This window comes from Microbacterium sp. Soil_C_42 (genome assembly GCF_057656735.1).
In genome coordinates this window covers 131781-155897 of record NZ_JBDGJU010000004.1, presented here as the reverse complement: position 1 = coordinate 155897, position 24117 = coordinate 131781, and the positions used below count along the sequence as shown (strand labels likewise).

The 24117-nt window shown below is 70.5% G+C and carries 25 protein-coding genes and 1 tRNA gene; 18 read left to right on the top strand and 8 right to left on the bottom strand.

Annotated features, from left to right (window positions below):
* Positions 1-12: 12 nt before the first annotated feature.
* Positions 13-627 (bottom strand): hypothetical protein, encoded by a 615-nt coding sequence (locus tag AC3A46_RS04640; protein WP_487664035.1) that lies wholly within the window; start codon positions 625-627, stop codon positions 13-15.
* Positions 628-691: 64 nt separating this feature from the next.
* Here AC3A46_RS04640 and AC3A46_RS04635 point away from each other — a divergent pair, with 64 nt between their 5' ends.
* The 7 genes from AC3A46_RS04635 (at position 692) to AC3A46_RS04605 (ending at position 5311) form a co-directional block, all read left to right on the top strand.
* Entirely contained in the window at positions 692-1129 is a 438-nt protein-coding gene (locus AC3A46_RS04635; protein ID WP_487664034.1) for a pyridoxamine 5'-phosphate oxidase family protein, read from the top strand.
* 175 nt (positions 1130-1304) lie between these two features.
* Positions 1305-1377 (top strand) — tRNA-Trp (locus AC3A46_RS04630).
* A 90-nt stretch (positions 1378-1467) separates the two neighbouring features.
* Positions 1468-1740 (top strand): preprotein translocase subunit SecE, encoded by a 273-nt coding sequence (gene secE, locus AC3A46_RS04625; protein WP_045300625.1) that lies wholly within the window; start codon positions 1468-1470, stop codon positions 1738-1740.
* Between the two features lie 82 nt (positions 1741-1822).
* Positions 1823-2902 carry a transcription termination/antitermination protein NusG gene (gene nusG / locus AC3A46_RS04620; RefSeq protein WP_487664033.1) on the top strand — a complete coding sequence of 360 codons (1080 nt, stop codon included), beginning with the start codon at positions 1823-1825 and terminating at the stop codon, positions 2900-2902.
* Between the two features lie 124 nt (positions 2903-3026).
* Entirely contained in the window at positions 3027-3458 is a 432-nt protein-coding gene (gene rplK, locus AC3A46_RS04615) for a 50S ribosomal protein L11 (RefSeq protein ID WP_045247325.1), read from the top strand.
* Between the two features lie 14 nt (positions 3459-3472).
* Positions 3473-4165 (top strand): 50S ribosomal protein L1, encoded by a 693-nt coding sequence (gene rplA, locus AC3A46_RS04610; RefSeq protein ID WP_487664032.1) that lies wholly within the window; start codon positions 3473-3475, stop codon positions 4163-4165.
* 99 nt (positions 4166-4264) lie between these two features.
* Positions 4265-5311 (top strand): NAD(P)H-dependent flavin oxidoreductase, encoded by a 1047-nt coding sequence (locus AC3A46_RS04605; RefSeq protein ID WP_487664031.1) that lies wholly within the window; start codon positions 4265-4267, stop codon positions 5309-5311.
* Positions 5312-5379: 68 nt separating this feature from the next.
* Here AC3A46_RS04605 and AC3A46_RS04600 read toward each other — a convergent pair whose 3' ends face one another.
* Entirely contained in the window at positions 5380-5655 is a 276-nt protein-coding gene (locus AC3A46_RS04600) for an acylphosphatase (RefSeq protein WP_487664030.1), read from the bottom strand.
* 62 nt (positions 5656-5717) lie between these two features.
* Between AC3A46_RS04600 and AC3A46_RS04595 the strand changes: the two genes are divergently transcribed.
* Complete coding sequence (locus AC3A46_RS04595; protein WP_487664029.1) at positions 5718-6071, top strand: iron chaperone; 354 nt, start codon at positions 5718-5720, stop codon at positions 6069-6071.
* Positions 6072-6086: 15 nt separating this feature from the next.
* Here AC3A46_RS04595 and AC3A46_RS04590 read toward each other — a convergent pair whose 3' ends face one another.
* Positions 6087-6830, bottom strand: a complete 744-nt coding sequence (locus AC3A46_RS04590; RefSeq protein ID WP_487664028.1) for a LysE/ArgO family amino acid transporter — start codon at positions 6828-6830, stop codon at positions 6087-6089.
* 71 nt (positions 6831-6901) lie between these two features.
* Between AC3A46_RS04590 and AC3A46_RS04585 the strand changes: the two genes are divergently transcribed.
* Positions 6902-7801 carry a LysR family transcriptional regulator ArgP gene (locus tag AC3A46_RS04585; RefSeq protein WP_487664027.1) on the top strand — a complete coding sequence of 300 codons (900 nt, stop codon included), beginning with the start codon at positions 6902-6904 and terminating at the stop codon, positions 7799-7801.
* 97 nt (positions 7802-7898) lie between these two features.
* On the opposite strand, the gene AC3A46_RS04580 is transcribed toward AC3A46_RS04585, so the two are convergent.
* Together AC3A46_RS04580 and AC3A46_RS04575 are read right to left on the bottom strand one after the other, a co-directional pair.
* Positions 7899-8924 (bottom strand): NADP-dependent oxidoreductase, encoded by a 1026-nt coding sequence (locus tag AC3A46_RS04580; RefSeq protein WP_487664026.1) that lies wholly within the window; start codon positions 8922-8924, stop codon positions 7899-7901.
* Positions 8925-9054: 130 nt separating this feature from the next.
* A complete protein-coding gene (locus tag AC3A46_RS04575; RefSeq protein ID WP_487664025.1) occupies positions 9055-10248 on the bottom strand; it encodes an ROK family transcriptional regulator in 1194 nt (397 codons plus the stop codon).
* 113 nt (positions 10249-10361) lie between these two features.
* Between AC3A46_RS04575 and AC3A46_RS04570 the strand changes: the two genes are divergently transcribed.
* From AC3A46_RS04570 to AC3A46_RS04540, 7 genes are all read left to right on the top strand, one after another.
* Positions 10362-11468, top strand: a complete 1107-nt coding sequence (locus AC3A46_RS04570) for a Gfo/Idh/MocA family protein (RefSeq protein ID WP_487664024.1) — start codon at positions 10362-10364, stop codon at positions 11466-11468.
* Positions 11465-13039 (top strand): sugar ABC transporter ATP-binding protein, encoded by a 1575-nt coding sequence (locus AC3A46_RS04565; RefSeq protein ID WP_487664023.1) that lies wholly within the window; start codon positions 11465-11467, stop codon positions 13037-13039. The genes AC3A46_RS04570 and AC3A46_RS04565 overlap by 4 nt, the downstream gene beginning before the upstream one ends.
* 5 nt (positions 13040-13044) lie before the next feature.
* The gene (locus AC3A46_RS04560) at positions 13045-14136 is read left to right on the top strand and encodes an ABC transporter permease (protein WP_487664060.1); all 1092 of its coding nucleotides are present in this window, start codon (positions 13045-13047) and stop codon (positions 14134-14136) included.
* Entirely contained in the window at positions 14133-15209 is a 1077-nt protein-coding gene (locus AC3A46_RS04555) for an ABC transporter permease (protein ID WP_487664022.1), read from the top strand. Before AC3A46_RS04560 ends, AC3A46_RS04555 begins: the two co-directional genes overlap by 4 nt.
* Positions 15210-15211: 2 nt before the next feature.
* Entirely contained in the window at positions 15212-16423 is a 1212-nt protein-coding gene (locus AC3A46_RS04550) for a substrate-binding domain-containing protein (RefSeq protein WP_487664021.1), read from the top strand.
* A gap of 101 nt (positions 16424-16524) precedes the next feature.
* Entirely contained in the window at positions 16525-17382 is an 858-nt protein-coding gene (locus tag AC3A46_RS04545) for a sugar phosphate isomerase/epimerase family protein (RefSeq protein ID WP_487664020.1), read from the top strand.
* Between the two features lie 67 nt (positions 17383-17449).
* Positions 17450-17746: a Dabb family protein gene (locus AC3A46_RS04540; protein WP_487664019.1), complete on the top strand. Its 297-nt coding sequence runs from the start codon at positions 17450-17452 to the stop codon at positions 17744-17746.
* Positions 17747-17756: 10 nt separating this feature from the next.
* Here AC3A46_RS04540 and AC3A46_RS04535 read toward each other — a convergent pair whose 3' ends face one another.
* Both AC3A46_RS04535 and AC3A46_RS04530 read right to left on the bottom strand, forming a co-directional pair.
* The gene (locus AC3A46_RS04535) at positions 17757-18221 is read right to left on the bottom strand and encodes a MarR family winged helix-turn-helix transcriptional regulator (RefSeq protein WP_487664018.1); all 465 of its coding nucleotides are present in this window, start codon (positions 18219-18221) and stop codon (positions 17757-17759) included.
* 11 nt (positions 18222-18232) lie between these two features.
* Complete coding sequence (locus tag AC3A46_RS04530) at positions 18233-19984, bottom strand: MDR family MFS transporter (protein WP_487664017.1); 1752 nt, start codon at positions 19982-19984, stop codon at positions 18233-18235.
* 359 nt (positions 19985-20343) lie between these two features.
* Between AC3A46_RS04530 and AC3A46_RS04525 the strand changes: the two genes are divergently transcribed.
* Positions 20344-21333: a hypothetical protein gene (locus tag AC3A46_RS04525; RefSeq protein WP_487664016.1), complete on the top strand. Its 990-nt coding sequence runs from the start codon at positions 20344-20346 to the stop codon at positions 21331-21333.
* 142 nt (positions 21334-21475) lie between these two features.
* Here AC3A46_RS04525 and AC3A46_RS04520 read toward each other — a convergent pair whose 3' ends face one another.
* Positions 21476-22162 carry a TetR/AcrR family transcriptional regulator gene (locus AC3A46_RS04520; protein WP_487664015.1) on the bottom strand — a complete coding sequence of 229 codons (687 nt, stop codon included), beginning with the start codon at positions 22160-22162 and terminating at the stop codon, positions 21476-21478.
* Between the two features lie 165 nt (positions 22163-22327).
* Between AC3A46_RS04520 and AC3A46_RS04515 the strand changes: the two genes are divergently transcribed.
* Complete coding sequence (locus AC3A46_RS04515; protein ID WP_487664014.1) at positions 22328-24103, top strand: amidohydrolase; 1776 nt, start codon at positions 22328-22330, stop codon at positions 24101-24103.
* Positions 24104-24117: the final 14 nt, after the last annotated feature.

Sequence of the window (24117 nt, the reverse complement as noted above, 5' to 3'; positions counted from 1 at the left end):
GCCGGGGCGGGGTCAGAGCGCGGCGCGGGCCTCGGCGAGGGCTTCGTCCGCCCACTGGACCTGTTGCGGCGTGCCCCAGCGGGTCGCAGCATCCCGTGCCGCCTCGAACGAGGTGACCGCCTCGTCGAGGCGGCCGGCGTCGAACAGGCGCCAGCCGGCGTTGTTGTGCAGCGACACGTTCCAGCGGAGGGTGCGGGGATCCTCGGCGCCCTCGAGCGCGCCGAGGGCCGCGGAGGTCCACTCCTCGGCCTGATCGGGCTCTGCGATGGCGAGCATGTGCAGAGCGTCGACCTGGAGGAACGTCAGCCCGGCCGCGGACGCCGCATCGACGGCAGCGAGGAAGTACGGGACCGCCGCTTCGGGATCGCCCGCAGAGTTGCGCACGCGCCCTCGCTCCAGCGTGGCACGCGCCGCGATGGCGGCATCCTCGATCTCGACGGCGTCGAGGACCGCGTCGGCCTCGTCGAAACGCTCCTGCAGGCCCAGGGCCCGCGCGACCTGCGTCTCGAGCTCGGCGCGGACGGCAGCATCCGTCTCTTCCGCCGCCGCCGCGCGCAGGCGCCCTTCGGAGCCGGCCGCGTCGGAGAAGTCCCACAGCTCGTCGAGCCGGGTCTGCGCAAGAGCCATGCCGGAATGGTAATGCCGACATCCGGGGGTGTCGCCGAAGCGGTGGGAGCGCGAGGATGGAGTCATGGCAGACACACCGGACCCCGTCGTCTCCCTCTCGGATGAACAGTGCTGGGAGCGCCTGCGCGGCCAGGAGCTCGGCCGCCTCGTCACGCACGTCGGCGATGTGCTCGACATCTTCCCCGTGAACTACGTCGTCGACGGCGAGAGCGTGCTCTTCCGCACCGCGCAGGGGAGCAAGCTGTTCGAGCTGACGATCAACGACGAGGTGCTCTTCGAGGTCGACGACCACACCGACACCGACGCGTGGAGCGTGATCCTGCGCGGTCGCGCCCACCCGCTCGACCGCTCCGCCGACGTGGAGCGCGCCGACGGCCTCGGCCTTCGGCCCTGGATCCCGACGCTGAAGTACACCTACGTGCGCGTCGAGGCCACGTCGCTGTCGGGGCGCGCCTTCGAGCGTGCGCCCGAGCCCGACCGGTACGGCGTGCAGCAGTACTGATCCCGTGTGCGCGCGTGCGCGGAGCCGCCTCGGTTCGCGGGGCCTGCGGGCATGCCGTACACTGGAACGTGCAGTCGAAGTCTGCATTCTTTCGCCGTGCCCGGTCCTCGGGTACGGATCCTCAAGCCGCGGTGAGAGGGGAAGAGTGCGGGTTCCGCGAGACCTCCGGGTCTCTAGGGCGGTAGCTCAATTGGCAGAGCAGCGGTCTCCAAAACCGCAGGTTGCAGGTTCGATTCCTGTCCGCCCTGCGCGTCAGCGCAACGCCGGTGACATGCTGGTGGTTGACAACACAGTGTGCCGATCCGTGTCGGCTCACGGAAGGTAATCAGGTGGCATCGATGGTTCAGGACGAGCCGAAGGGCGAAGTCGTTCCCGCAGAGGGAACGGCCGCGCCTCGCGAGAAGAAGCCCAACGTCTTCGCTCGTATCGCCCTGTTCGTCCGCCAGGTCTTCGCCGAGCTCCGCAAGGTCGTCACTCCGACGCGCCAGGAGCTGCTGAAGTACACGGCGGTGGTGCTGGGCTTCGTCGTCGTGATGATGGCGCTCGTCTACGGCCTGGACGTGCTGTTCGTGTGGATCACGTCGTACGTCTTCGGTGTGCCCGGCGCCTGATCCCGAGCGCCTCCGACTCGCAGCGAGGCAAGACACGGGCGGACCGCAGGTCCGGCAGCGGACGGAACGGAAGAGAACTCACGTGACTGAAAGATATGTCGACGACGCCGATTGGGCGACCGCCGCGGAGCAGTCCTCCGAGGACGACGAAGCCCAGGAGGGCAACGTCCTCGCGGAGGAGGAGCGGTCGGTCGAGGCCGCCGAGCACGCCGCGATCCACATCGTCGACGACTCCGATGAGGACGACGCCGACCTGGACGACATCGACATCGACGACCCGGAGGCGGACGCCATCGTGAACGACGCTCTCAACCTGGACGAGACCGCAGAGACCGAGGCCGCGGCCGAGGTGATCAACGACTCCATCGCGGAGGAGGTCGCCGAGCGCGAGGCCGAGGCCGCCGACGAGGTGACCCCCTACGACGGTCCCGACGTGAACGGCGATGAGGACGAGCCCGAGCTCGACGAGGACTTCGTCGCAGAGGTGGACGCCGCAGCCGCCGTCGTCGACGCCGCGGAGGCCGAGGACGACGAGGACGAGGACCCCTACGAGGCGTTCCGTGCCGACCTTCGCACCCTCCCGGGCAAGTGGTACGTCATCCACTCCTACGCCGGCTTCGAGCGCAAGGTGAAGGCCAACATCGAGCAGCGCAAGTCGACGCTCGAGGTCGAGGAGGAGATCTACCAGATCGAGGTCCCGATGGAGGACGTCGTCGAGATCAAGAACGGTCAGCGCAAGATGGTCACGCGCGTCCGTATCCCCGGCTACGTGCTCGTGCGCATGGAGCTCAACGAGGACACCTGGTCGGTCGTTCGCCACACGCCCGGTGTCACCGGCTTCGTCGGCAACGCCCACAACCCGACGCCGCTGCGCTTCGAGGAGGCCTTCAACATGCTGAAGAGCCTCGTCGAGGTCAAGGAGGTCGCCGGCGCCAAGGGCGGTGCGGCCAAGAAGGGCGCCGCCGCCGCGGCCCGCGTCATCCCCGCCGAGGTCGACTTCGAGGTCGGCGAGACCATCACGATCAAGGAAGGCTCGTTCGCGGGCCTGCCCGGCACGATCAGCGAGATCAAGCCCGAGAGCGGCAAGCTCACGGTCCTCGTCTCGCTCTTCGAGCGCGAGACCCCGGTCGAGCTGTCGTTCGACCAGGTCACCAAGCTCTGACCTGGTAGACTCTCCAGGTTTGCGCGCGCGGTGAGCGCGCGTCTCTGACACCGCGTTCCGGAACCGCCGGATTCGCGGGAGAACCGGTTGCCCTGGCAGCCGTCGTTCGACGAAAGGAAGAAGAATGGCACCGAAGAAGAAGGTGACCGGCCTGATCAAGCTTCAGATCAACGCCGGTGCAGCCAACCCGGCGCCGCCGATCGGCCCCGCGCTCGGTCAGCATGGCGTCAACATCATGGAGTTCTGCAAGGCGTACAACGCCGCGACCGAGTCGCAGCGCGGCAACGTCATCCCCGTGGAGATCACCGTCTACGAGGACCGCAGCTTCACGTTCATCCTGAAGACCCCGCCGGCCGCTGAGCTCATCAAGAAGGCTGCGGGCGTGCAGAAGGGCTCGAAGACCCCTCACACGGTCAAGGTCGCCAAGCTCACCAAGGAGCAGGTGCGCCAGATCGCAGAGACGAAGCAGCCCGACCTGAACGCGAATGACATCGAGGCCGCCTCGAAGATCATCGCCGGCACCGCCCGTTCCATGGGCATCACGGTCGAGGACTGAGGGGGATAGGAAACATGGCTACCAAGTCCAAGGCCTTCCGGGCCGCCGCCGCCAAGATCGAGGCGGACAAGTTCTACAGCCCCACCGAGGCCGTCGCGCTCGCGAAGCAGACCGGCTCGGCGAAGTTCGACTCGACCGTCGAGGTCGCGCTCAAGCTCTCCGTCGACCCTCGCAAGGCCGACCAGATGGTGCGCGGCACCGTCATCCTCCCGCACGGCACCGGCAAGACCGCCCGCGTCATCGTGTTCGCGACGGGTCCGGCCGCTGAGGCCGCGATCGCCGCGGGTGCGGACGAGGTCGGCGGCGCCGAGCTCATCGAGAAGGTCGCCGGCGGCTGGACCGCGTTCGACGCGGCCGTCTCGACGCCCGAGCTCATGGGCCAGGTCGGTCGTCTCGGCAAGGTGCTCGGCCCCCGTGGCCTCATGCCCAACCCGAAGACCGGCACCGTGACTCCCAACCCGGCCAAGGCCGTCGAGGAGATCAAGGGCGGAAAGATCGAGTTCCGCGTCGACAAGCACGCCAACGTGCACTTCGTCGTCGGCAAGGCGTCGTTCACCGCCGAGCAGCTCGACGAGAACCTCGCCGCAGCGCTCGAGGAGATCGTGCGTCTGAAGCCGTCGAGCTCGAAGGGCCGTTACATCCAGAAGGGCGCCGTGTCGACCACGTTCGGCCCCGGCATCCCGCTGGACGTCAACTCGCTCGTCTGAGTCGTTGTCGTACGAAGGCCCCACCCGTCCGGGTGGGGCCTTCGTCGTTCCCGCGCGACGCCCGGGCGCGGGCGCGAAGGCGGGAGTAGCGTCTGAGGCATGTCGAAGACGCTCCAGGATCTGTTCGGAATCGACGCGCCGATCGTGCTCGGCCCCTTCGGGGGGCTGTCGTCGATCGAGCTGACGGCCGCGGTGAGCGAGCTCGGCGGACTCGGCTCGTACGGTCTGTACGGCTACTCGGCCGACCTCATCAGCGACACGATCGCCGCGCTCCACTCCGCGACGCGGCGTCCGTTCGCGGTCAATCTCTGGCTGCCGACGGGCGACGAGGTCACGCCGGGCGACATCGACCTGAAGCCGGCGATCGAGGCCGTCGCTCCCCTCTACGATGAACTGGGCCTTGCCCACCCGACGCCTCCGATCGAGTTCCTGCCCGACCTCGACTCCCAGCTGACGGCGGTGATGGATGCTGCGCCCGCGGCGTTGAGCGTGGTCTTCGGCGTGCCGTCGGAGCACGTGGTCGCGGCGGCGCGCAGCCGAGGCATCCGTGTCATCGGCACCGCCACCACCGTCGCGGAAGCCGTGGCGCTCGACGCGGCCGGGGTGGATGCCATCGTCGCGACCGGGGCCGAAGCGGGCGGTCACCGGGTGTCGTTCCTGCGGCCCGCCGAGCACTCGCTCGTGGGCACGTTCGCGCTCGTGCCGCAGGTGGTCGACGCGGTGGAGGTGCCGGTCATCGCGGCCGGGGGCATCGCCGACCGGCGCGGGGTCGCGGCGGCGTTCGCCCTCGGCGCGTCGGGAGTGCAGGTGGGCTCCGCGTTCCTGCGCACCCGCCAGTCGGCGGCCACCGACGTGCACCGCCAGGCCATCGCCGACGCCGCCGACACCGCCACCGTGCTCACCCGGGCGATGAGCGGGCGGCTGGCCCGCGGCATCCCGAATCGGGTGATGCGCGAGATCGAGACCACGGGGATCATCGCTCCGTTCCCGGCGCAGAACTGGCTCACCGGCCGGTTCCGTGCCGAGGCCGGGCGCCGTGGCGACGGCGACCTCGTGTCGCTGTGGGCGGGACAAGCGGCCGGGCTCGCGTCGAGCGACGACGCGGCCGAGGTGTTCGCCGAGCTCGCGGCCGGCGTCCCGGACTGACATGCTCGGGGCTCACCTGTCGCGAACTGTCGCGGCGGGCGGCCTATCGCGACAGGTGTGAGCAGGGGTCAGTGGGTGGGGCGAACCTCGAAGCCCCGTTCGCCGGTGGTGGCGGCATCCGTCACCGTCGCCTGCTCGACGCGCGCGCCGGGCGGGCCCTCGGCCATCCACGCCAGCACCTCGTCGACCTGGCCGGGCGTGCCCTCGACCTCGGCTTCGACCGAGCCGTCGCGGCGGTTGCGCACCCAGCCCGCCGCGCCGGCCTCGCGCGCGACGATGAGCATGGTGTAGCGGTAGCCGACGCCCTGCACGTCGCCGCGGACCGTCACGTGCACGCGTCTCATGCCGCCCATCTTGCCGCCGCGCGCACCTTGCCGCGACCGGGCACGTCGGCCAGGATGCCGACATGGGTACCGTCGACGAACTCCTGGAAAGACTCGACCCGGCCGACCGGCCGTCGGTCGAGCGGATCTACGCCATCGCGCGCGAAGCGGCGCCCGACGCGGAGCAGGGGCGCGGGTACGGGATGCCGGCCCTGGTGTACCGCGGCAAGCCGCTGGTCTCGGTGATGCGGGCGAAGAAGCACATCGGCGTGTACCCGTTCAGCCCCGACGCGGTGTCGGCGGTCGCGGACGCGCTCGCCGGGCACCCCGGCATCGGCCTCGACAAGGGGACGATCCGCTACCAGCCGGACCACCCGCTGCCCGACGACATCGTGCGCGCCCTCGTACTCGCCCGCAAGGAGCAGATCGACGGCTGACGGTGACGGCCCCCGTCACTGCGGGAGCACGAGCGAGACGCCGAGGGCGATCATGACGACCGCGATCACCGCGTCGAGGACGCGCCAGGCCCGAGGGGTCGACAGCCAGCGTCCGAGCAGGCGCGCGCCGAACGCGAGGCCGAAGAACCAGGTGACGCTCGCGGTCATGGCCCCTGCGGCGAAGAGCCAGCGGTCGTCGCCGTGCGTGTTCGCGACGGTGCCGAGGAGGAACACGGTGTCGAGGTAGACGTGCGGGTTGAGCCACGTCAGCGCCAGGCAGGTGAGCAGCACCGGGATCAGGCGTGCGCGCGTCGTGGGGGTGGCTGCGGTGCGGATGTCGCTGCGCACTGCGGAGGCCGAGGCGTCGGGTTCGAGGGCCTCACCCGTGTGGGTGCGGGCGGGCGGCGCGGGTGCGTGCGAGCCGGAGGATGCCGCGGGGTCCGAGTCCGCCGCGCCGGCACCGAGCGCCTCACCCGACGGGCGCCAGGCGCGCCGCGCCGCCAGCACGCCGTACACCACCAGGAACAGCGCGCCCGCCCAGCGCACCACGACGACCAGCCACGGCACGGCCTGCAGCACGAACCCGATGCCAGAGACGCCGAGCGCGATGAGCGCGGCGTCCGAGATCGCGCAGATCGCCGCGACGGCGAGGACGTGCTCGCGGCGCAGACCCTGGCGCAGGACGAACAGGTTCTGGGCGCCGATGGCGATGATGAGGGAGAAGCCGAGGCCGAGGCCGGCGAGGACGGGGGAGAGCACGAGTCGACGCTACGAGCGGCAGTAGCGGTAGTCCAGCTCATGGATCTTCAGTACCATTAGCCTGACTTAATATGCGGATTCCGTTCGAGCTGGCTGAGACCGTGGCCGTCGTCGTCGACGAGGGCACGCTGGATGCTGCCGCACGCCGTCTGCACGTCACGCCGTCGGCGGTGAGTCAGCGCATCAAAGCGCTCGAGGAGCAGCTCGGGCGGCTGGTGCTGGTGCGCTCCAAGCCCGTACGGCCGACGGAGGCCGGCATGTCGGTGATTCGGCTCGCGCGGCAGACGGCGCTGCTCGAGCACGACGCGCTCGCGGAGCTCGGCGCCGGCGAAGACGAGGCCGCGCTCACCGTGGTGCCGCTCGCCGTCAACGCCGATTCGCTGGCCACGTGGTTCCTCGAGCCGCTCGCGCGGCTGGCGCAGCAGCATCCGGTCGTCTTCGATCTGCACCGCGACGACCAGGACTTCACCGCGGGACTGCTCGAATCGGGGACCGTCATGGGCGCCGTCACCTCCCGTGCCGCGCCGGTCGCCGGATGCCGCAGCGCGGCACTCGGGGCGATGCGCTACGAAGCGGTCGCGACGCCCGCGTATGCGGCGCGGTGGCTCGGCGGGGATCGCGCGACGGCGTTGACGCACGCGCCGCTCGTGGACTTCGACCGCCGCGACGATCTGCAGAACGAGTGGCTGTCCCAGCAGGGCGTCGATCCGGCCCGGCCGCCGCGGCACTACGTGCCCGCGTCGAGCGACTTCGCGTCGGCGGTGCGCCTCGGCCTCGGCTGGGCGATGCTGCCGCGGTTCCAGTCCCACGACGCCCTCGAGCGCGGCGAGCTCGTGCTGCTGGGCGGCCCGCCGGTCGACGTCGCGCTGCACTGGCAGCAGTGGAACCTGCGCTCACCGCTGCTCGACGCCATCGCGGACGCCATCGTGGCGGAAGGGCGCCGCGTGCTCGCCGTCCCCCCAGCCCCGTGAGACAACAGTGGGCGGACGAGACCCTGGGGTATACCCGCGGTCTCGTCCGCGGACTGTCGTCTCACGGATCAGGCGCACCCTGCACGGGCCGACGCGGTCAGCCGTCGCTCACGCGGAGCACGACTTTGCCGCGCGTGTGTCCGGTCTCGATCGCGTGATGCGCGGCCGAGGCCTCGGCGAGGTCGAACACCTGCTCGATGTAGACCTGCACCGAGCCGGCGTCGAGGAGGCGCCCGATGGTCGCCAGGGCACCGCCGTCGGGGATCACCTTGTACGAGGTGGCGCGTACGCCCGCCTCGGCCGCCGCTTCGGCATAGCCCGGCCACGAGCCGGTCGGCACCAGCACGTAGAGCCCGCCGGGCCTCAGCACCTCGAGCGAGCGCGCACCGGTCTCGGCATAGACATTGCCGACGAGGTCGATGACGACGTCCACCTCGCCGACGACCTCTTCGAACCGCGTGGTCGTGTAGTCGATGACGACGGCGGCACCGAGTTCGCGCAGCCACGAGGCGTTGCGGCCGGAGGCTGTCACGGTGACGTGCGCGCCGAAGTAGGCCGCGAACTGCACGGCGAAGTGGCCCACGCCGCCGCTTCCGGCGTGGATCAGCACGCGCTGCCCTTCGTGCGCGTGCGCGGTCTCGACGACGAGTCCCCAGGCGGTGAGCGCGGCGAGCGGCACGCCGGCGGCCTCGACATGCGACAGCGACGCCGGCTTGCGTGCGACCGAGAGCGACGGGGCGACGACGTACTCGGCGTACGAGCCGCCGGTGCGCGGGAAGGATGCCATGCCGAAGACCTCGGTGCCGGGTGCGAGCGGGTGCGCCTCGTACGGGCTCTTCACGACGATGCCGCTGAAGTCGTAGCCGAGGGCCGCGGGGTACGCCGCGATGGCTCCGGAGACGCCCCGGCCGCTGCGGGTCTTGGCATCGATCGGGTTCACTCCCGCGGCGACGACCCGTACCAGCACCTCGCTCAGCACGGGGGAGGGGACGGGAATGGATGCTGCGTGCAGCGCGTCCGCGTCCCCCGGGGCGTCGACGACGATCGCCGTCATCTCGGCGGGCGGCGCCTCGACGGGGACGAGCGGTGTCTCAGGTGCCGATCGCAGCGGTCGGATCCTCATCGTGCGCTCCTTCCGCGGGTGTGCCGCCTTCGGCACCAGAACTGAACCCCCGTGGCTACAGTCAACCCTGCCTTCGTCTCGCCCGTGTTACGCGGGTGCTACCGAACGGGCAAAACGTCGGATCCGCCCGTCAGGCTCGGGCGGCGCGGAGTTCGACCGCCGCGGGAGAGAGCACCTGCTGGGTGACCATGATCGCCGCCCCCAGCACGCCGGCCGTCTCGTCGGCCTGGGACTGCACGATGCCCAGGTGCTGTGTGGCGAGCGGGATCGAGCGGCGGTAGACGACCTCGCGCACACCCGCGAGCAGGTGCTCGCCGGCGCGGGCAACGCTGCCGCCGATGACGATGACCGACGGATTCAGCATGTTGACGACGGTCGCGAGCACCTCGCCGACCTCGCGGCCGGCCTGCCGCGTCGCCGTGATGGCGGCCTGATGTCCCGCCCGGACGAGGGCGACGACGTCTGCGCTCCCGGCGGCGTCGATGCCCTGCGCGCGCAGGTCGGCCGCGATCGCGGTGCCGCTGGCGATCGCCTCGAGGTCTCGCTGGTCGCCGGGCGGTCGCGGCGAGTCGTGGCTGTAGGGCACCTGCACGTGCCCCATGTCGCCGGCCGACCCCTGGGCGCCGCGCTGCAGCGCGCCGCCCGAGATGATGCCGGCGCCGATGCCCGTCGACACCTTGACGAAGATCAGGTCGGCGACGCCGGGCCAGCTCAGCGACTGCTCGCCGAGCGCGAGGATGTTGACGTCGTTGTCGACGAGGACCGGCACGTCGAAGGTGCGCTGCACGTAGTGCGGCACGTCGAAGCGGTCCCAGCCCGGCATGATCGGCGGGTTCGTCGGACGGCCGGTCGAGTGCTCGACGGGCCCCGGCACGCCGATGCCCACGCCGACGACATGGGATGCGGCGATGCCCTGCTGCTCCAGCAGGGCCGCGCCCTCCGAGATCACGGCGTCGAGCACCGCCTCCGGGCCGTCGGCGATGTCGAGGGGATGCGTGTTCGACGTGAGGATGCTCGCGGCGAGATCGGAGACCGCGACCGTCGCGTGGGTCGCCCCGAGGTCGACCGCGATCACGACACCGGCCGACGGATTGAAGGCGACGCGCGCGGGCGGGCGTCCGCCGGTGGACACGGCCTCGCCGGCGGGGCGCAGGAGCCCGGCGGCCAGCAGGGTGTCGACGCGACCGGACACCGTCGAGCGGGCCAGGCCCGTCAGGGTCGCCAGCTCCGCTTTGGTGCGCGCATTGCCGTCGCGGAGGATCTGGAAGATCTCGCCCGCGCCGTTGCTTCCGACGGCTCCGCTGCCGCGCACCGCATCGACCATGGCGACAGTAAAGCACGGGCTTCTGACCGAAGTCATCAGGACTTAAGGTCACGACGCGATTACTTTTGACGGAGTCCTAGCAAAAGTCGGATGCCGCGTGCCATGATCGCCGCATGACTACGGAAGTCATCGACACTGTCGTCGGCACGGTCCGCACCGGACTCGTCGGCGGCGGATTCATGGGGCGGGTCCATGCGGCCGCCGCGCGGCGGGCAGGTGCCCGGCTGGCGTCGGTGGCCTCCTCCAGCCGGGACCGCGCCGAGGCGGTGGCTCGAGAGCTCGGCGTCGCCCGTGTCGAGGACGACGCAGCCGGCGTGATCGCAGCATCCGATGTCGACGTGGTGCACATCTGCACCCCCAACGCCACCCACGCGGTTCTCGCCGAGGCGGCCCTCGCCGCCGGCAAGCACGTCGTGTGCGAGAAGCCGCTCGCAACCTCGGTCTCCGACGCGCGGGCACTCGCCCGGCACGCCGCCGCAACCGGGAGCGTCGCCGCGGTCCCTTTCGTCTACCGCTACCACCCGATGGTCCGCGAGGCCCGCGCGCGCGTCGCCTCCGGCCGGATCGGAACCCTGCTCTCGCTCGACGGCTCGTATCTGCAGGACTGGATGCTGCGGCAGAACGACGACGACTGGCGAGCGGATGCTGCGGCCGGAGGCCCGTCGCGAGCCTTCGCCGACATCGGCTCGCACCTGTGCGACCTGGTCGAGTTCGTGACGGGGGAGCGCATCGCGCGCGTGGCCGCCCGCACCCGCCGGATGTTCGACGAGCGCGCGGGCCGGTCGGTCGCGAACGAGGACGTGGCCGCGCTGCTGGTCGAGACGGCGTCCGGCGCACTGGGCACGCTGCTCGTCTCGCAGATGGCGCCCGGCCGTAAGAACGCGCTCGTCCTCGAGCTGCACGGCACCCGCCGGAGCCTGCGCTTCGACCAGGAGCGGCCCGAGGAGCTGTGGGTCGGGGCGCGCAAGGGCTCCCGGCTCGTGCTGCGGGATCCGGCCGCCGACCACCCCGACTCGGCGCGGCTGCAGACCGTGCCCGCAGGGCACCCCATGGGGTACCAGGACGCTTTCGACGGATTCGTCGCCGACGTCTACGCCGCCATCGGCGGAGCACAGCCGGACGGGATGCCCACATTCGCCGACGGCCTGCGTGCCGCCGTCCTGACCGCGGCCGTGCTCGAATCCGCCCAGACCCGAACCTGGATCGAGGTGCCGGCATGACCGACACGATGCTCGCCGACACGCCGGTGCCACCGGGCGGCTCGGACGTGGTGCTCCGCGCCCGCGGCATCTCGAAGTCCTTCTTCGGCGTGCGCGTGCTCTCGGACGTCGACCTCGACGTCCGTCGCGGCGAGGTCCACGGGCTCGTCGGCGAGAACGGCGCCGGGAAGTCCACGCTCATGAAGGTGCTCGCCGGCGTCCACCATGCCGACGCGGGATCGGTCGAGTTCGAAGGGCAGCCGGTCGCGTGGGGCCACCCGCGTCAGGCGATGGACGCCGGCCTCGTGACGGTCTTCCAGGAGTTCAACCTGCTGCCCGAGCGCACCGTCGCACAGAACGTGTTCCTCGGTCGCGAACCGCGTCGCGGCGGCTTCATCGACAAGAAGGGCATGCAGCGCCGCACGCGCGAGCTGCTCGACGGTCTCGGTGTCTCGTTCATCGACCCGGGCGCCCGCATCTCGTCGCTGACGGTCGCCGAGCAGCAGATCGTCGAGATCGTCAAAGCCCTCTCGTTCGACGCGCGCGTGATCTCGATGGACGAGCCGACCGCGGCGCTCAGCGACCACGAGGTCGAACTCCTCTACGCGATCATCCGGCGGCTCACCGCACGCGGCGTCGCCGTCATCTACGTCTCGCACCGGCTGAAGGAGATCTTCGACCTGTGCGATCGCATCACGATCCTCAAGGACGGCGCGCTGGTGTCGACGGATGCCGCGACCGACCTCACCGACGGGGAGCTGGTCCGTCGCATGGTGGGCCGCCCATTGCAGTCGTACTTCCCGGGTCCGGTCGAGGGCACGACGCTCGGCGGGCCCCGGCTGGAGCTCGCCGGCTGCGGCAACGAGTACGTGGACGGGGTCTCCCTCACCCTCCGCGCGGGGGAGATCGTGGGACTCGCGGGGCTTCAGGGCTCGGGTCGCACCGAACTCGTCGAAGGCATCTTCGGCGTGCACGGCTTCACCCGCGGCGGCATGACCCTCGACGGACGACCGGTGCGGTTCACCAGCCCGCGGGCCGCGGTGCGGGCGGGACTGGCGCTCGTGACCGAGGACCGGAAGGCGCAGGGTCTCGCGCTGGGTCAGTCCGTGCTCGACAACTCGCTGCTCGTGGTGCGCAGCGTCTTCGCCGGACGCACCGGCGCCTCGCGCAAGCGGGTGCCCGGCATCCTGAGTTCGCTGGAGGTGTCGTCGCGCGGCGTCGATCAGGAGGTGCGGTTCCTCTCCGGCGGCAACCAGCAGAAGGTCGTGCTCGCGAAGTGGCTCGTCACCGACCCGCAGATCGTGCTGTTCGACGAGCCCACGCGGGGCATCGACGTCGGCGCGAAGGTCGCGGTCTACCAGCTCATGCGTCAGCTGGCCGCAGAGGGGAAGGCCGTGCTCATGGTGTCGAGCGAGCTGCCCGAGGTCATCGGCATGAGCGACCGCATCCTGGTCATGCGGGACGGCGAGCTCGCGGCGGAGCTTGCGGCGGGTTCCGCCGAGCACGAAGTGCTGGCGGCCGCCACCGGCTCCGTGGACGCGGAAGACGTGCCCGACGATCCGGGCACCGACGACGAGGGGAGCCGCCCGTGAAGCGCATGCGTGTCGACTCCACCGTGATCGTGCTGGGCATCCTGATCCTCGTCATCGCGATCGGCGCGATCCTCGTGGCGACGGTCGGCCGCAGCTTCTTCAGCCCCGGCAACATCCGCGACATCCTCACCGGCATGAGCGTGCTCGGTCTCGTCGCGATCGGGCAGACGCTCGTCATCCTCGGCGCATCCCTCGACCTCTCGGTCACCTACGTCATCAGCCTCGCGAGCCTCATCGCGGCCACCACGATGAACGGGAACCCGGCGAACATCCCCTGGGCGGTGACGCTCACGCTGCTGGTGTGCGCCCTCATCGGGCTCGCGAACGGGCTGATCGTCACCGTGCTGAAGGTCAACGGGTTCATCGCCACGCTCGGTGTCGGGCTCATCCTGCAGGGCGTCCTGAACACGAACTTCCAAGGGAGCGCCGGATCGGTGCCGTGGGCGTTCCAGCTCATCGGCGCGACGGGCGTCGGACCCGTGCCGGTGTCGACGATCATCATGATCGCGCTCGCCGCCGTGGTCTGGTTCCTGCTGGACCGCACCCGCACCGGCGCGCACCTGTTCGCGGTCGGCGGCGACCCCGAGGTGGCCCGCCTGTCGGGCGTGCGCACGCGGCCGCCGCTCATCGCGGCACACGTGATCTGCTCCGTCTTCGCCGGGCTCGCCGGACTGCTGCTCGCCAGCAGGCTCGGCGTCGGCAGCCCGACCGTGGGCCAGCAGGGCGGCTACGCGCTGCTGTCGATCGCGGCCGTCGTGCTCGGCGGGACCCTGCTGCTCGGCGGCCGGGGGTCGGTGTGGGGCACGATCGGCGGCGTCGCGATCTTCGCGGTCGTCGACAACGTCATGAGCGTCATGCAGGTGAACCCCTTCCTCAAGGACGTCGTGCGCGGCGTCGTCATCGTCGCCGCGGTCGCCGTGTACAGCCGCCGCGCGATCGTCCGCCGCCGCACGCGGTTCGGCCCAGGCGGGACGAGGACCGGGGGCGACGCCCAGGCTGAGGCCGCCGCACCGGCGATGGTCGCGGCATCCCACGCCCTGGAGGCGGACGCCGACGCGGCCGAAGGCGGCGCCGCGACCGGGGGAGGTGCGCGATGAGGTTCCTGAAGGCGCTCGTGAGCCCGCGGGGTGCGGTGTTCCTGCTGCTCGTGATCCTGCTCGTGGCCATCATGCTGCTGAACCCGAACTTCGCCGAGCCCGGCCAGATCATGCGGTACATCCAGCGGGTCGCGCCCGTCGCGATCGTCGCGATCGGCCAGTACTTCGTCATCATCGCGGGGGAGTTCGATCTGTCGCAGGGATCGCTCATCACCGCGCAGGTGATCGTCGCGGGCAACCTCGTCGGCCAGGACGATTCGCGCACCGTGCCGGTCCTCGCGCTCATGATCGGGCTCGGCCTGTTCGTCGGGCTCGTGAACGGGCTGCTCACGACCCTCCTCAAGGTGCCGTCCTTCATCGTGACGCTCGGCATGATGCTCGCCCTCCTCGGCCTGGTGCTGTGGTGGACGGGCGGAGCGGCGACGGGAAATCCCGCCGACAGCTTCCGTCAGATCGGCCGCGGCGGCATCCGCGATCTTCCGGTCATCGACTTCCTGCCGTGGTCGGTGCTGATCCTCGCGGTGTGGCTCGCGCTCGGCATCTGGATCACCAAGCGCCCGCTGGGCAAGCTCCTGATCGCGATCGGCGACAACGCTCGCGCGACGCGCTACTCGGGGGCGCGCGACTGGTGGGTCACGACCCGCGCCTTCATGATCTCGTCGCTGTCGGCGACCGTCTCGGCCGTGCTGCTCGTCGGCTACGCGGGCGTGCACCCGTCGGTCGGACGCGGCTACGAGTTCGTCGCGATCACCGCCGTCGTGCTCGGCGGAGTCGTGCTGGGCGGCGGTCGCGGGTGGATCGTCGCCGCCGTGGCCGGCGCCTTCGTCCTCGAAGCGCTCTTCCTCCTGCTCAACATCGCCGGAGTGCCGTCGTCGCTGCGCGACGCGGTCCAGGGCGTCATCATCATCGCCGCCGTCGCCTACTCGGGACTGGTGTTCCGGTCCCGGCGGCGCAGCGGCCCGCAGACCCCTCCCTCACCGGGGAAGGAACCCGACGCGCCCGACGGCGCCGAGGAATCGTCCGCAACACCGACCCTCGCAGGCGAGGGCGCAGCACACAACAACAGGAGCTAGCAATGCGACGATCAGTGAAGATCGCCACCACCGCGGTGGCGCTCGTCGGCCTCTTCGCCCTGGCAGGGTGTACGACCGATCCGAACGTGGCCCCGCCGGACTCGTCCGCCGCGCCGACCGAAGAGGGTGGCGCGAACGAGTGGTTCGACCAGGCGCTGTTCGACACCCAGATGGCCCAGCGCGAGGTCGTGCCCGAGGGTCCCGAGGACGAGCCGTACCTGCAGCACATCGACGCGGAGATGGTCGACACGTCGCAGTACGCGAGCAGCGGCCCCAAGAAGGCGTGCTTCGCGAACGCGTCGATCTCGAACCCCTGGCGCCAGACCGGGTGGATCACGATGAACGAGCAGCTCAAGGTGCTGCAGGAGGCCGGCGCGATCAGCGAGATGGAGACGCGCGACGCACAGGACTCCGATGACACGCAGATCGCCGACATCGACTACTTCATCTCGGACGGCAACTGCGATGTCTTCATCATCTCGCCGAACAGCACGGCGGCGATGACGCCCGCCGTCGAGCGCGCCTGCGACACCGGCAAGCCGGTGATCGTGTTCGACCGTGGCGTCGAGACCGACTGCCCCGTGACCTTCATCCACCCCATCGGCGGCTTCGCGTGGGGCATCGACACCGCGCAGTTCCTCATCGACAACCTCGAGGAGGGTGACAAGGTCGTGGGACTGCGCATCCTCCCGGGCGTCGATGTGCTCGAGCAGCGGTGGGCCGCGGCCGAGAAGATGTTCGCCGACGCGGGCATCGAGGCGGTCGACTACTTCACCGGCGCCGACCCGGCCGAGATCAAGGGCATCATCTCGGACGAACTGGCCAAGGGCGACGTGGCGGGCATCTGGATGGATGCCGGTGACGGCGCCGTGGCCGCCATCGAGGCCTTCGAGGACGCCGGCGTCGACTACCCGGTCATGACGGGCGAGGACGAGATGAGCTTCCTGCGCAAGTGGAAGGAGACGGAGCTCACCGGCCTCGCCCCGGTCTACTCGAACTTCCAGTGGCGCACGCCGCTGCTGGCGGCGCAGAAGATCTTCGCCGGCGAGGAGATCCCGAAAGAGTGGGTGCTGCCGCAGAGCCCGATCACGGCCGAGGAGGTCGACCAGTACCTGGAGGCCAACGACGGCATGCCCGATGGGCACTACGCCAAGTTCGGCGGCGAGAACCTGCCGGGCTACCCCGAGGTCTGGCAGCAGCGCCAGATCCCGTAAGCCGACGTTTCGTCTTCGCTCGCTCAACGACCCCAAGGTCGGTCGTTGAGCGAGCGAAGCGAGTCGAAACGCGCGTAAACCGACGACGACGAAGGATCCGGATGCAGCGCACGATCGGCGTTAACACCTGGGTGTGGACCTCGCCGCTGACCGACGAGTCGCTGGCCGAGCTCGCGCCGAAGATCGCGCGCATGGGCTTCGGTGCGATCGAGCTGCCCCTCGAGAACGCCGGGGACTGGGATGCCGCGCGCGCGGGCGATCTGCTCGGCTCGCTGGGTCTCGCTCCTGTCGTGATCGGCGCGATGGGCCCGGGCCGTTCGCTCGTCGATCGGGCGGGCAACGTCGCCGCGACCCAGGCGTACCTGCGCACGTGCCTGGCCGCAGCGCGCGGGGTCGGGGCATCCGTCGTCGCAGGGCCGTTCTATGCGCCCACCGGTGTGACGTGGCGGATGACCACGGGCGAGCGCACCGAGGTGGTGGCGCAGCTGCGCCGCAACCTCGAACCGCTCGTCGACGAGGCTGCGGCGGCCGGACTCGCGCTCGCCGTCGAGCCCCTCAACCGGTACGAGACGAGCGTCATCAACACCGTCGAGCAGGGCATCGACGCGCTGGCGCCGCTGTTCGGGCCGGGGCTCGGCCTCGCGCTCGACACCTACCACCTCAACATCGAGGAGAAGCGACCGGATGCTGCGATCCGCGCCGCCGCCGGCAACATCGCGCACGTGCAGGTCTGCGGCAGCGACCGCGGGCCGGTCGGCGACGATCACACCGACTGGCCGGAGACTCTCGCGGCCCTCGACGACGCCGGGTACGCGGGCATCCTGGGGCTGGAGAGCTTCACGGGCGAGAATGCCACGATCGCGGTCGCCGCGTCGGTGTGGCGACCGCTCGCGTCGAGCCAGGACGACCTCGCCGAGCGCTCGCTGAGGTATCTCACGGCGCTGCAGGCGTCGCGCTGAGCGATCACGGGCGAACCGCGCAGTTCGTCGTGGCCCCGGGCTGCCGATGATGCGGAAGACTCGGAGCATGCCGATTCAGCACACCGTCGTCTTCCGCCTCGCCCACCCTGCCGGTTCGCCGGACGAGACGGCGTTCCTCGCCGACGCGCGCGCGGCGCTCACGTCGATCCCGGGTGTCGAGGAATTCCGCATCAACCGGCAGGTGAGCGCGAAGAGCGACCTCGCGCACCAGTTCTCGATGGTGTTCGCCGACGACGCCGCGTACCAGGCCTACAACGACCACCCCACCCACGTCGCGTTCGTCGCCGAGCGCTGGGTCCCTGAGGTGGCGCAGTTCCAGGAGTACGACTTCGTCGAGGCCTGATCCTCGGACGTCAGGAGGCGGGGCTCTCGCCGGCCGTCAGTGCGTGGAGCAGCCGCGTCAGGTTCGTGATGTCCTCGAGCGGCCACTCCTCGAGCGCATCGACGAGGCTGTGCTCCTGAGGTGCTCGCGCCACTTCCAGGCGCTCCAGCCCGAACGCCGTCGGAGACAGCAGGCTCGACCGGCCGTCGTCCGGATCGGGCGTGCGCTGCACGAGTCCGAGCTGCTCGAGCTCGCGCACCGTGCGGCTGATCTGCCCTTTGTCGGCCGTGAGCGATTCGGCGAGTCCCGAGAGGGTGATGCCCTCACGGCGCACGATCGTGGTGAACACCTTGTAGGCGCCGGGCAGCATGCCCGGGCTCAGGCGGTTGGCGTTCTCGGTGATGATCCGCCGGAATCGGTTGATCAGCTCCCCGAACTCCGCCTCGAGGGCGCGCACCGCTTCGGTGCGCGCCGCTCGGGTGTCGTCGGAGGTCATCAGGTTCGACATTAGCGTCGGGGGACGGATGCCTCGTCCGCGGCGTCCGCGGCGTGGGCGGCGTCGGCGGTGCCGGCCGCGGTGCCGCGGGTGGCAGCATCCGTGTCCACCGTCGCGGTGGCGGTCAGCGTCTCCATGCCCTCGGCGACCGAGACCGTCGCGAGGTCGGCCTCGCTCGCCTGGACGCGCTCGCTCGTCGTCATGCGGGTGAGCGGCTTGTTCGGCAGGAAGATGATCGCGATGAGGCTGACCACGGCCAGCGGAACGGCGATCAGGAACGAGTGGGCGATGGCCTGGGCGTAGATGTCCTCGACGATCACGCGGATCGACTCGGGCAGCGCCGAGACCTGCGGGATGGTGCCCGACGCGAGCTGCTGGCCGATGGCCGCGCCCTTCTCGCCGAGCGCCATGAGCGCGGCGCCGATGTCGTCCTTGCGGTCGGCGAACAGGTCGGTCGCCGACGTCGCGAGGGCAGCGCCCATCACCGAGACGCCGATCGTGCCGCCGAGGCTGCGGAAGAACGTGACGCCCGAGCTCGCCACGCCGATCTCCGACGGCTTGGAGGTGTTCTGGACGATCAGCACGAGGTTCTGCATGGTCATGCCGACGCCCGCGCCGAGCAGGAACATGTACAGCGAGACGAGCACGAAGTTCGTGTCGTAGTGGATCGTCGACAGCAGGTACGAGCCGGCGATCAGCAGCACGCCGCCCACGATCAGGTACGGCTTCCAGTGTCCGGTGCGGGTCACGAGACCGCCGATGACGATCGAGGAGATCAGGAGACCGCCGATCATCGGGATCGTCATGAGGCCCGCCTCGGTCGGGGTCGCGCCGCGCGCCAGCTGCATGTACTGGCTGAGGAACACCGACGTGCCGAACATCGCGATGCCGATGGAGATCGACGCGATGACCGCGAGGGTGAAGGTGCGGTTGCGGAACATCGTGAGCGGGATGAGCGGCTCCTTCGAGCGCAGCTCGACGATCACGAAGAGCACGGTTGCGACCAGCGCGCCGCCGACCATGAGGATGGTCTCGGTGCTCCACCAGTCGTAGTCCTTGCCCGCGTTGGTGATCCAGATGAGCAGCAGCGAGACGGCCGTCGACAGCAGCACGATGCCGAAGTAGTCGATGCGCGCCTTCTTCTTGGGGCGCGGCGGCAGGTGGAGCGTCCGCTGCATGATGATGAGAGCGGCGACGGCGAACGGCAGCGCGATGAAGAAGTTCCAGCGCCAGTCGATCGTGTCGGTGATGAAGCCGCCGAGGAGCGGACCGCCGACGGTCGCGACCGCCATGACCGCGCCGAACAGGCCCATGTACCGGCCGCGCTCGCGCGGGCTGATGATGTCGGCCATGATGACCTGGCTGAGCGCCGCGAGGCCGCCGGCGCCGATGCCCTGCACCGCGCGGAACGCGATGAGCGTGCCGGGGTCCTGCGAGAAGCCGGCGGCCGCCGTGGCGAGCACGAAGATCACGATCGCGATCTGGATGAGCAGCTTGCGGTTGAACAGGTCGGCGAGCTTGCCCCAGATCGGGGTCGAGATCGCGGTGGTCAGCAGGGTCGCGGTGACGACCCACGTGAACGCCGCCTGGTCGCCGCCGAGGTCGTGGACGATGACGGGGAGCGACGTCGACACGACGGTCGACGCGAGCATCGACACGAACATGCCGAGCAGCAGGCCGGTGAGCGCCTGCAGGATCTTGCGGTGCCGGCGCTTCTCGTCGGCGATCGCGACCGACCCGGTCGCGGGGGTGGACGTAGCCATAAGAGTCCTTAGGAACGAGGAGTGGTGGTGTCGCGGCGACGTCGGCGCGCAAGAAGGTTGACGCAAGTCAACAGTTGATTCGCGTCAACTATACGCCGATGGTTGACGTGCGTCAACTATCAGCCGAGTTGAAGGCACAAGCGCGGGATGTTCACATCGGGTGCTCTCATCGAGATCACCTGTCGTGTGCGTTCATAACGCGTGCGCTCGGTGAGAGCACGTGATGTGAACGAGCGATGTGGGGCGGATGCTGTGGCCCGCGGCATCCGTTCCTCCACAAGGTCGTTGCGGGGACGAGCCGCGCACAGGCTGCGGGATCGGTCGAGCGTCCGGGTGCCGTCGCGGGCAGGCTGGGTCGCGTGCCGCGCCACCTGAGTCTCGATGAGGCGATGGCTGCAGTCCGCAGCCGCGAGCAGCTGCGGGCGAGCGGTATGACCGCGCGGGCGATCGGGGACGCGGTGGTGCGCGGGCAGCTGCGGCGGCTGCAGCGCAACCGATATGTCGGGGTGGAGCTCTGGAACGATCTCTGGCCGGAGTCGCGTCACCTCATCGAGGTGTGCGCCGCGGTCGCCGAGATGCGCGACGGCGATGGCGTCGCCTCCCATGAGTCGGCCGGAGTTCTGGCGGAGTTGCCCCTGTATCGCCACACGCCGTCGGCGGTCCACCTCCTCAAGCCCGGAGCGCGACGCGGGTCCAGCCGCGTCGGGCTGCAACACCATGCCGATCTGCTTCCCGCCGGCGACATCACGGTGGTCAACGGCATCCGATGCACGACGCTGGATCGCACGGTGTTCGACTTGGTGCGCGCCCTCAGCATGGAGGCCGCCGTCGCCGTGGCGGATGCCGCCGTGCGCCGCGAGGCGATGCGCGGATCCGCGTACGACGAGCGCGCCGCGGAAGCCTGGCGTGAGCGAATGCTGCAGCGGTGCGAAGCTGCACGCGGTGGCCGAGGGGTTCGCCAGGCTGAGGCGGCGATCCGCTTCGCCGACGGTCGGTCGGAGTCGCCCGGCGAGGCGGTCAGCAGGCTGCAGCTGAGTCGTCTCGGATTCCGCGAGCTGCGGCTCCAGGTGCCGGTCAGGGGACCGGACGGGCGGACCTATCGCGTCGACATCGGCATCGAAGACGTGCGGAGCTTCTACGAGTTCGACGGCATGGGCAAATACGACGAACTCGCGCTCGCGTCGGGGAAGACCCTCAAGGAGGTGGTTCTCGACGAGAAGCGCCGCGAGGACTGGATCCGCGGGACGACTCAGCGTCGACTGGTCCGCGCCGAGGCTCCGCACATCGTCACGCCCGAGGCGCTCGGTCGCCGCCTCGCTGCCTTCGGGATCACCCCGCCGCGCCGGTGACCCTGCCGTTCACATCGGGTGCTCTCACCGAGATCACCCGTCGTGTGCGTTCACAACGCGTGCGTTCGGTGAGAGCGCGTGATGTGAACGAGCGGCGGGAGAGTGGATGCTGCGGCCCGGGCCGACCGGCGGTGACGGGGTGTCAGGCGGAGTGGGCGGCGCGCTCGGCCGAGCGGATGACCGACTCGACGCCGAGCATGAAGAGCTCGCGGTCCTTCAGGTCCTGCAGCTGCGCGGACATCTGCGCGATGTGGGGGTGCTTGATCGGGTCGACGAGCAGCGGGCCCTCGAACCACGGGCTGGATTCCGTGGAGGCGGTGGAGGTGCGCTCCGCCCGCGCGCGGGCGACGCCGGCGGCGATCGACAGCACGTGCGTCGCCAGGAGCGCGTAGTGCTGCACCAGGGCATCGCCGGTGAGGCCGGCTCGCGAGAACGCGTCGAGCATCAGCTCGATGGCGTCGAGCTCGCCGGGGCCGTGGGTGGTGAGGACGATCGCCTCCTGCCCCACGGCGGGGTAGCGGGCGAACTCGGTCAGGGTTGCCGCCGCGAGCTGGCGAAGGCGCTCCTGCCACTCCTCGGGGTCGGCGGTGACGGCGGCGAGGCTCCGCAGGGTGAGCTCGTCCAGCAGTGCGCTCATCAGCTCTTCCTTGCCGCGGAAGTGGCGGTAGACGGCGGTCGGGTCGGTGCCGAGCTTCGCGCCGAGCTCGCGGATCGAGAGGGAGGATGCTCCGGTCGTCTCGGCGAGCTCGAGGCCGGCCGCGATGATCGTGGCCCGGTCGAGGCGCTTCGCGCCCGGCTTCTCGGGCGTCGCCCCGGTGCGTGCCGCCATGATCCCCGCTCTCTGCGTCGCGTCCATCGTGCCACGCGGCCCTGCCTCGGCGTCGTGACGTCACCAGCCTAGCCTGCCTGTCATCGCCCGTGTCAACAGTGTTGACAGGAGCGATGACGTCGGTCTATCGTCAAGCGATCCGTTCGACGACGAAGGAGAGGTCCCGTGGCCGCTGCCGTTCCTGCAGATGCAGACACCCCGTACGCAGACACCGTGTTCATCCGAGGTGCCGTGTTCAGCTCCGACCTCGTGCGGGCTCGAAGCACCGAGGCCCTGAGCGGTGTGGCCGTCGCCGTGCGTGACGGGCGCATCGCGGCGGTGTGCGCCGAGGACGAGGCATCCGCCTTCATCGGTCCTGACACGGAGGTCGTCGACCTCGCGGGAGCGCTGCTCGCGCCGGGATTCCAGGACGCGCACGTGCACCCGATGTCGGGCGGCGTCGAGCTGCTGCAGTGCAACCTCACCGGCTCGGAGGATGCCGCCGACACGCTGGCGACGATCGCGCGCTACGCCGCCGAGAACCCCGACGCCGAGTGGATCGTGGGCGGCGGGTGGTCGATGGACCACTTCGCGGGCGGGGCTCCGCTGCGCGGCGCGCTCGACGCGATCGTGCCCGACCGGCCGGTGCTGCTCGCGAGTCGCGACCACCACTCCGCGTGGGCCAACACCGCCGCGATGCGCGCGGCCGGCGTCGACGCGGCCACCGCCGACCCGGCCGACGGCCGCATCGAGCGCGAGGCCGACGGTTTCCCCGCCGGCACCTTCCACGAGGGCGCGGCCGACCTGTTCGCCGAGGCACGCCCGAAGGTCTCGGAAGACCTCGCCTACGCGGGGCTGCTGCGCGCGCAGGACGACCTCATCGCGCAGGGCATCACGGGCTGGCAGGACGCACTCGTCGGCAACTTCCCCGGGATCTCGGGCGGGCTCGCCTCCTACCGTCGCGCGCTCGCCGAGGGAACGCTCAAGGCTCACGTCGTCGGGGCGCAGTGGTGGGAGCGAGGTGAGGGGATCGAACAGCTCGAAGGGATGATCCGCACGCGCGACGAGATCGCCGCGCTCGGACGCGAGGACCGCTTCTCGCTGGGCTCGATCAAGTTCATGGTCGACGGCGTCGCCGAGAACCACACAGCCGCCATGCTCGAGCCGTACCGCGACGGGCACGGTCACTCGACCGACAACCGCGGCCTGTCGTTCATCCCGACCGAGCGGCTGCGCGAGTACGTCATCGCCGCCGACGCCGCGGGTTTCCAGCTGCATTTCCACGCCCTCGGCGACCGGGCCGTGCGCGAGGCGCTCGACGCGATCGAGGCGGCGGCGGAGGTCAACGGCGCGACCGACGGCCGCCACCACCTCGCTCACATCCAGGTGGTCGACGCGGTCGACGTGCCGCGCTTCGCGGCAGCCGGCGCCGTGGCGAACATGCAGCCGCTGTGGGCGTGCCACGAGGACCAGATGGACGAGCTCACGTTGCCGTTTCTCGCCGAGTCCGCCGCGTCGCGGCAGTACCCGTTCGGCGATCTCGAGCGGGCCGGCGTGCGCCTCGCCGGAGGCAGCGACTGGCCGGTCTCGAGCGCGGATCCGCTCGCCGGGGTGCACGTCGCCGTCAACCGGGTCGCCCCGCTGTCCGACGACGAGCCGCTCGGCGGCGCCCACCAGCGCCTCGACCTCGCCACCGCGCTCGCCGCCTACACGTCGGGCACGGCGTACGTGAACCACCGCGACCACGACACCGGCTACGTCCGCGCCGGCTACATCGCGAATCTCGTGATCGTCGAGCCGAATCCGTTCACCGTCCCCGTCGAAGAGCTCTACCTCTGCCGCGTGGCCTCGACCTGGATCGACGGCGAGCGCGTCTACGCGCGGGCCGACGCCGACGCCGACGCCGACGCCGAGGCCGACGCCGACCTCGACGCCGACGCCGAGGCATCCGTCCTGTCCTGAGTCCCTCCACCACC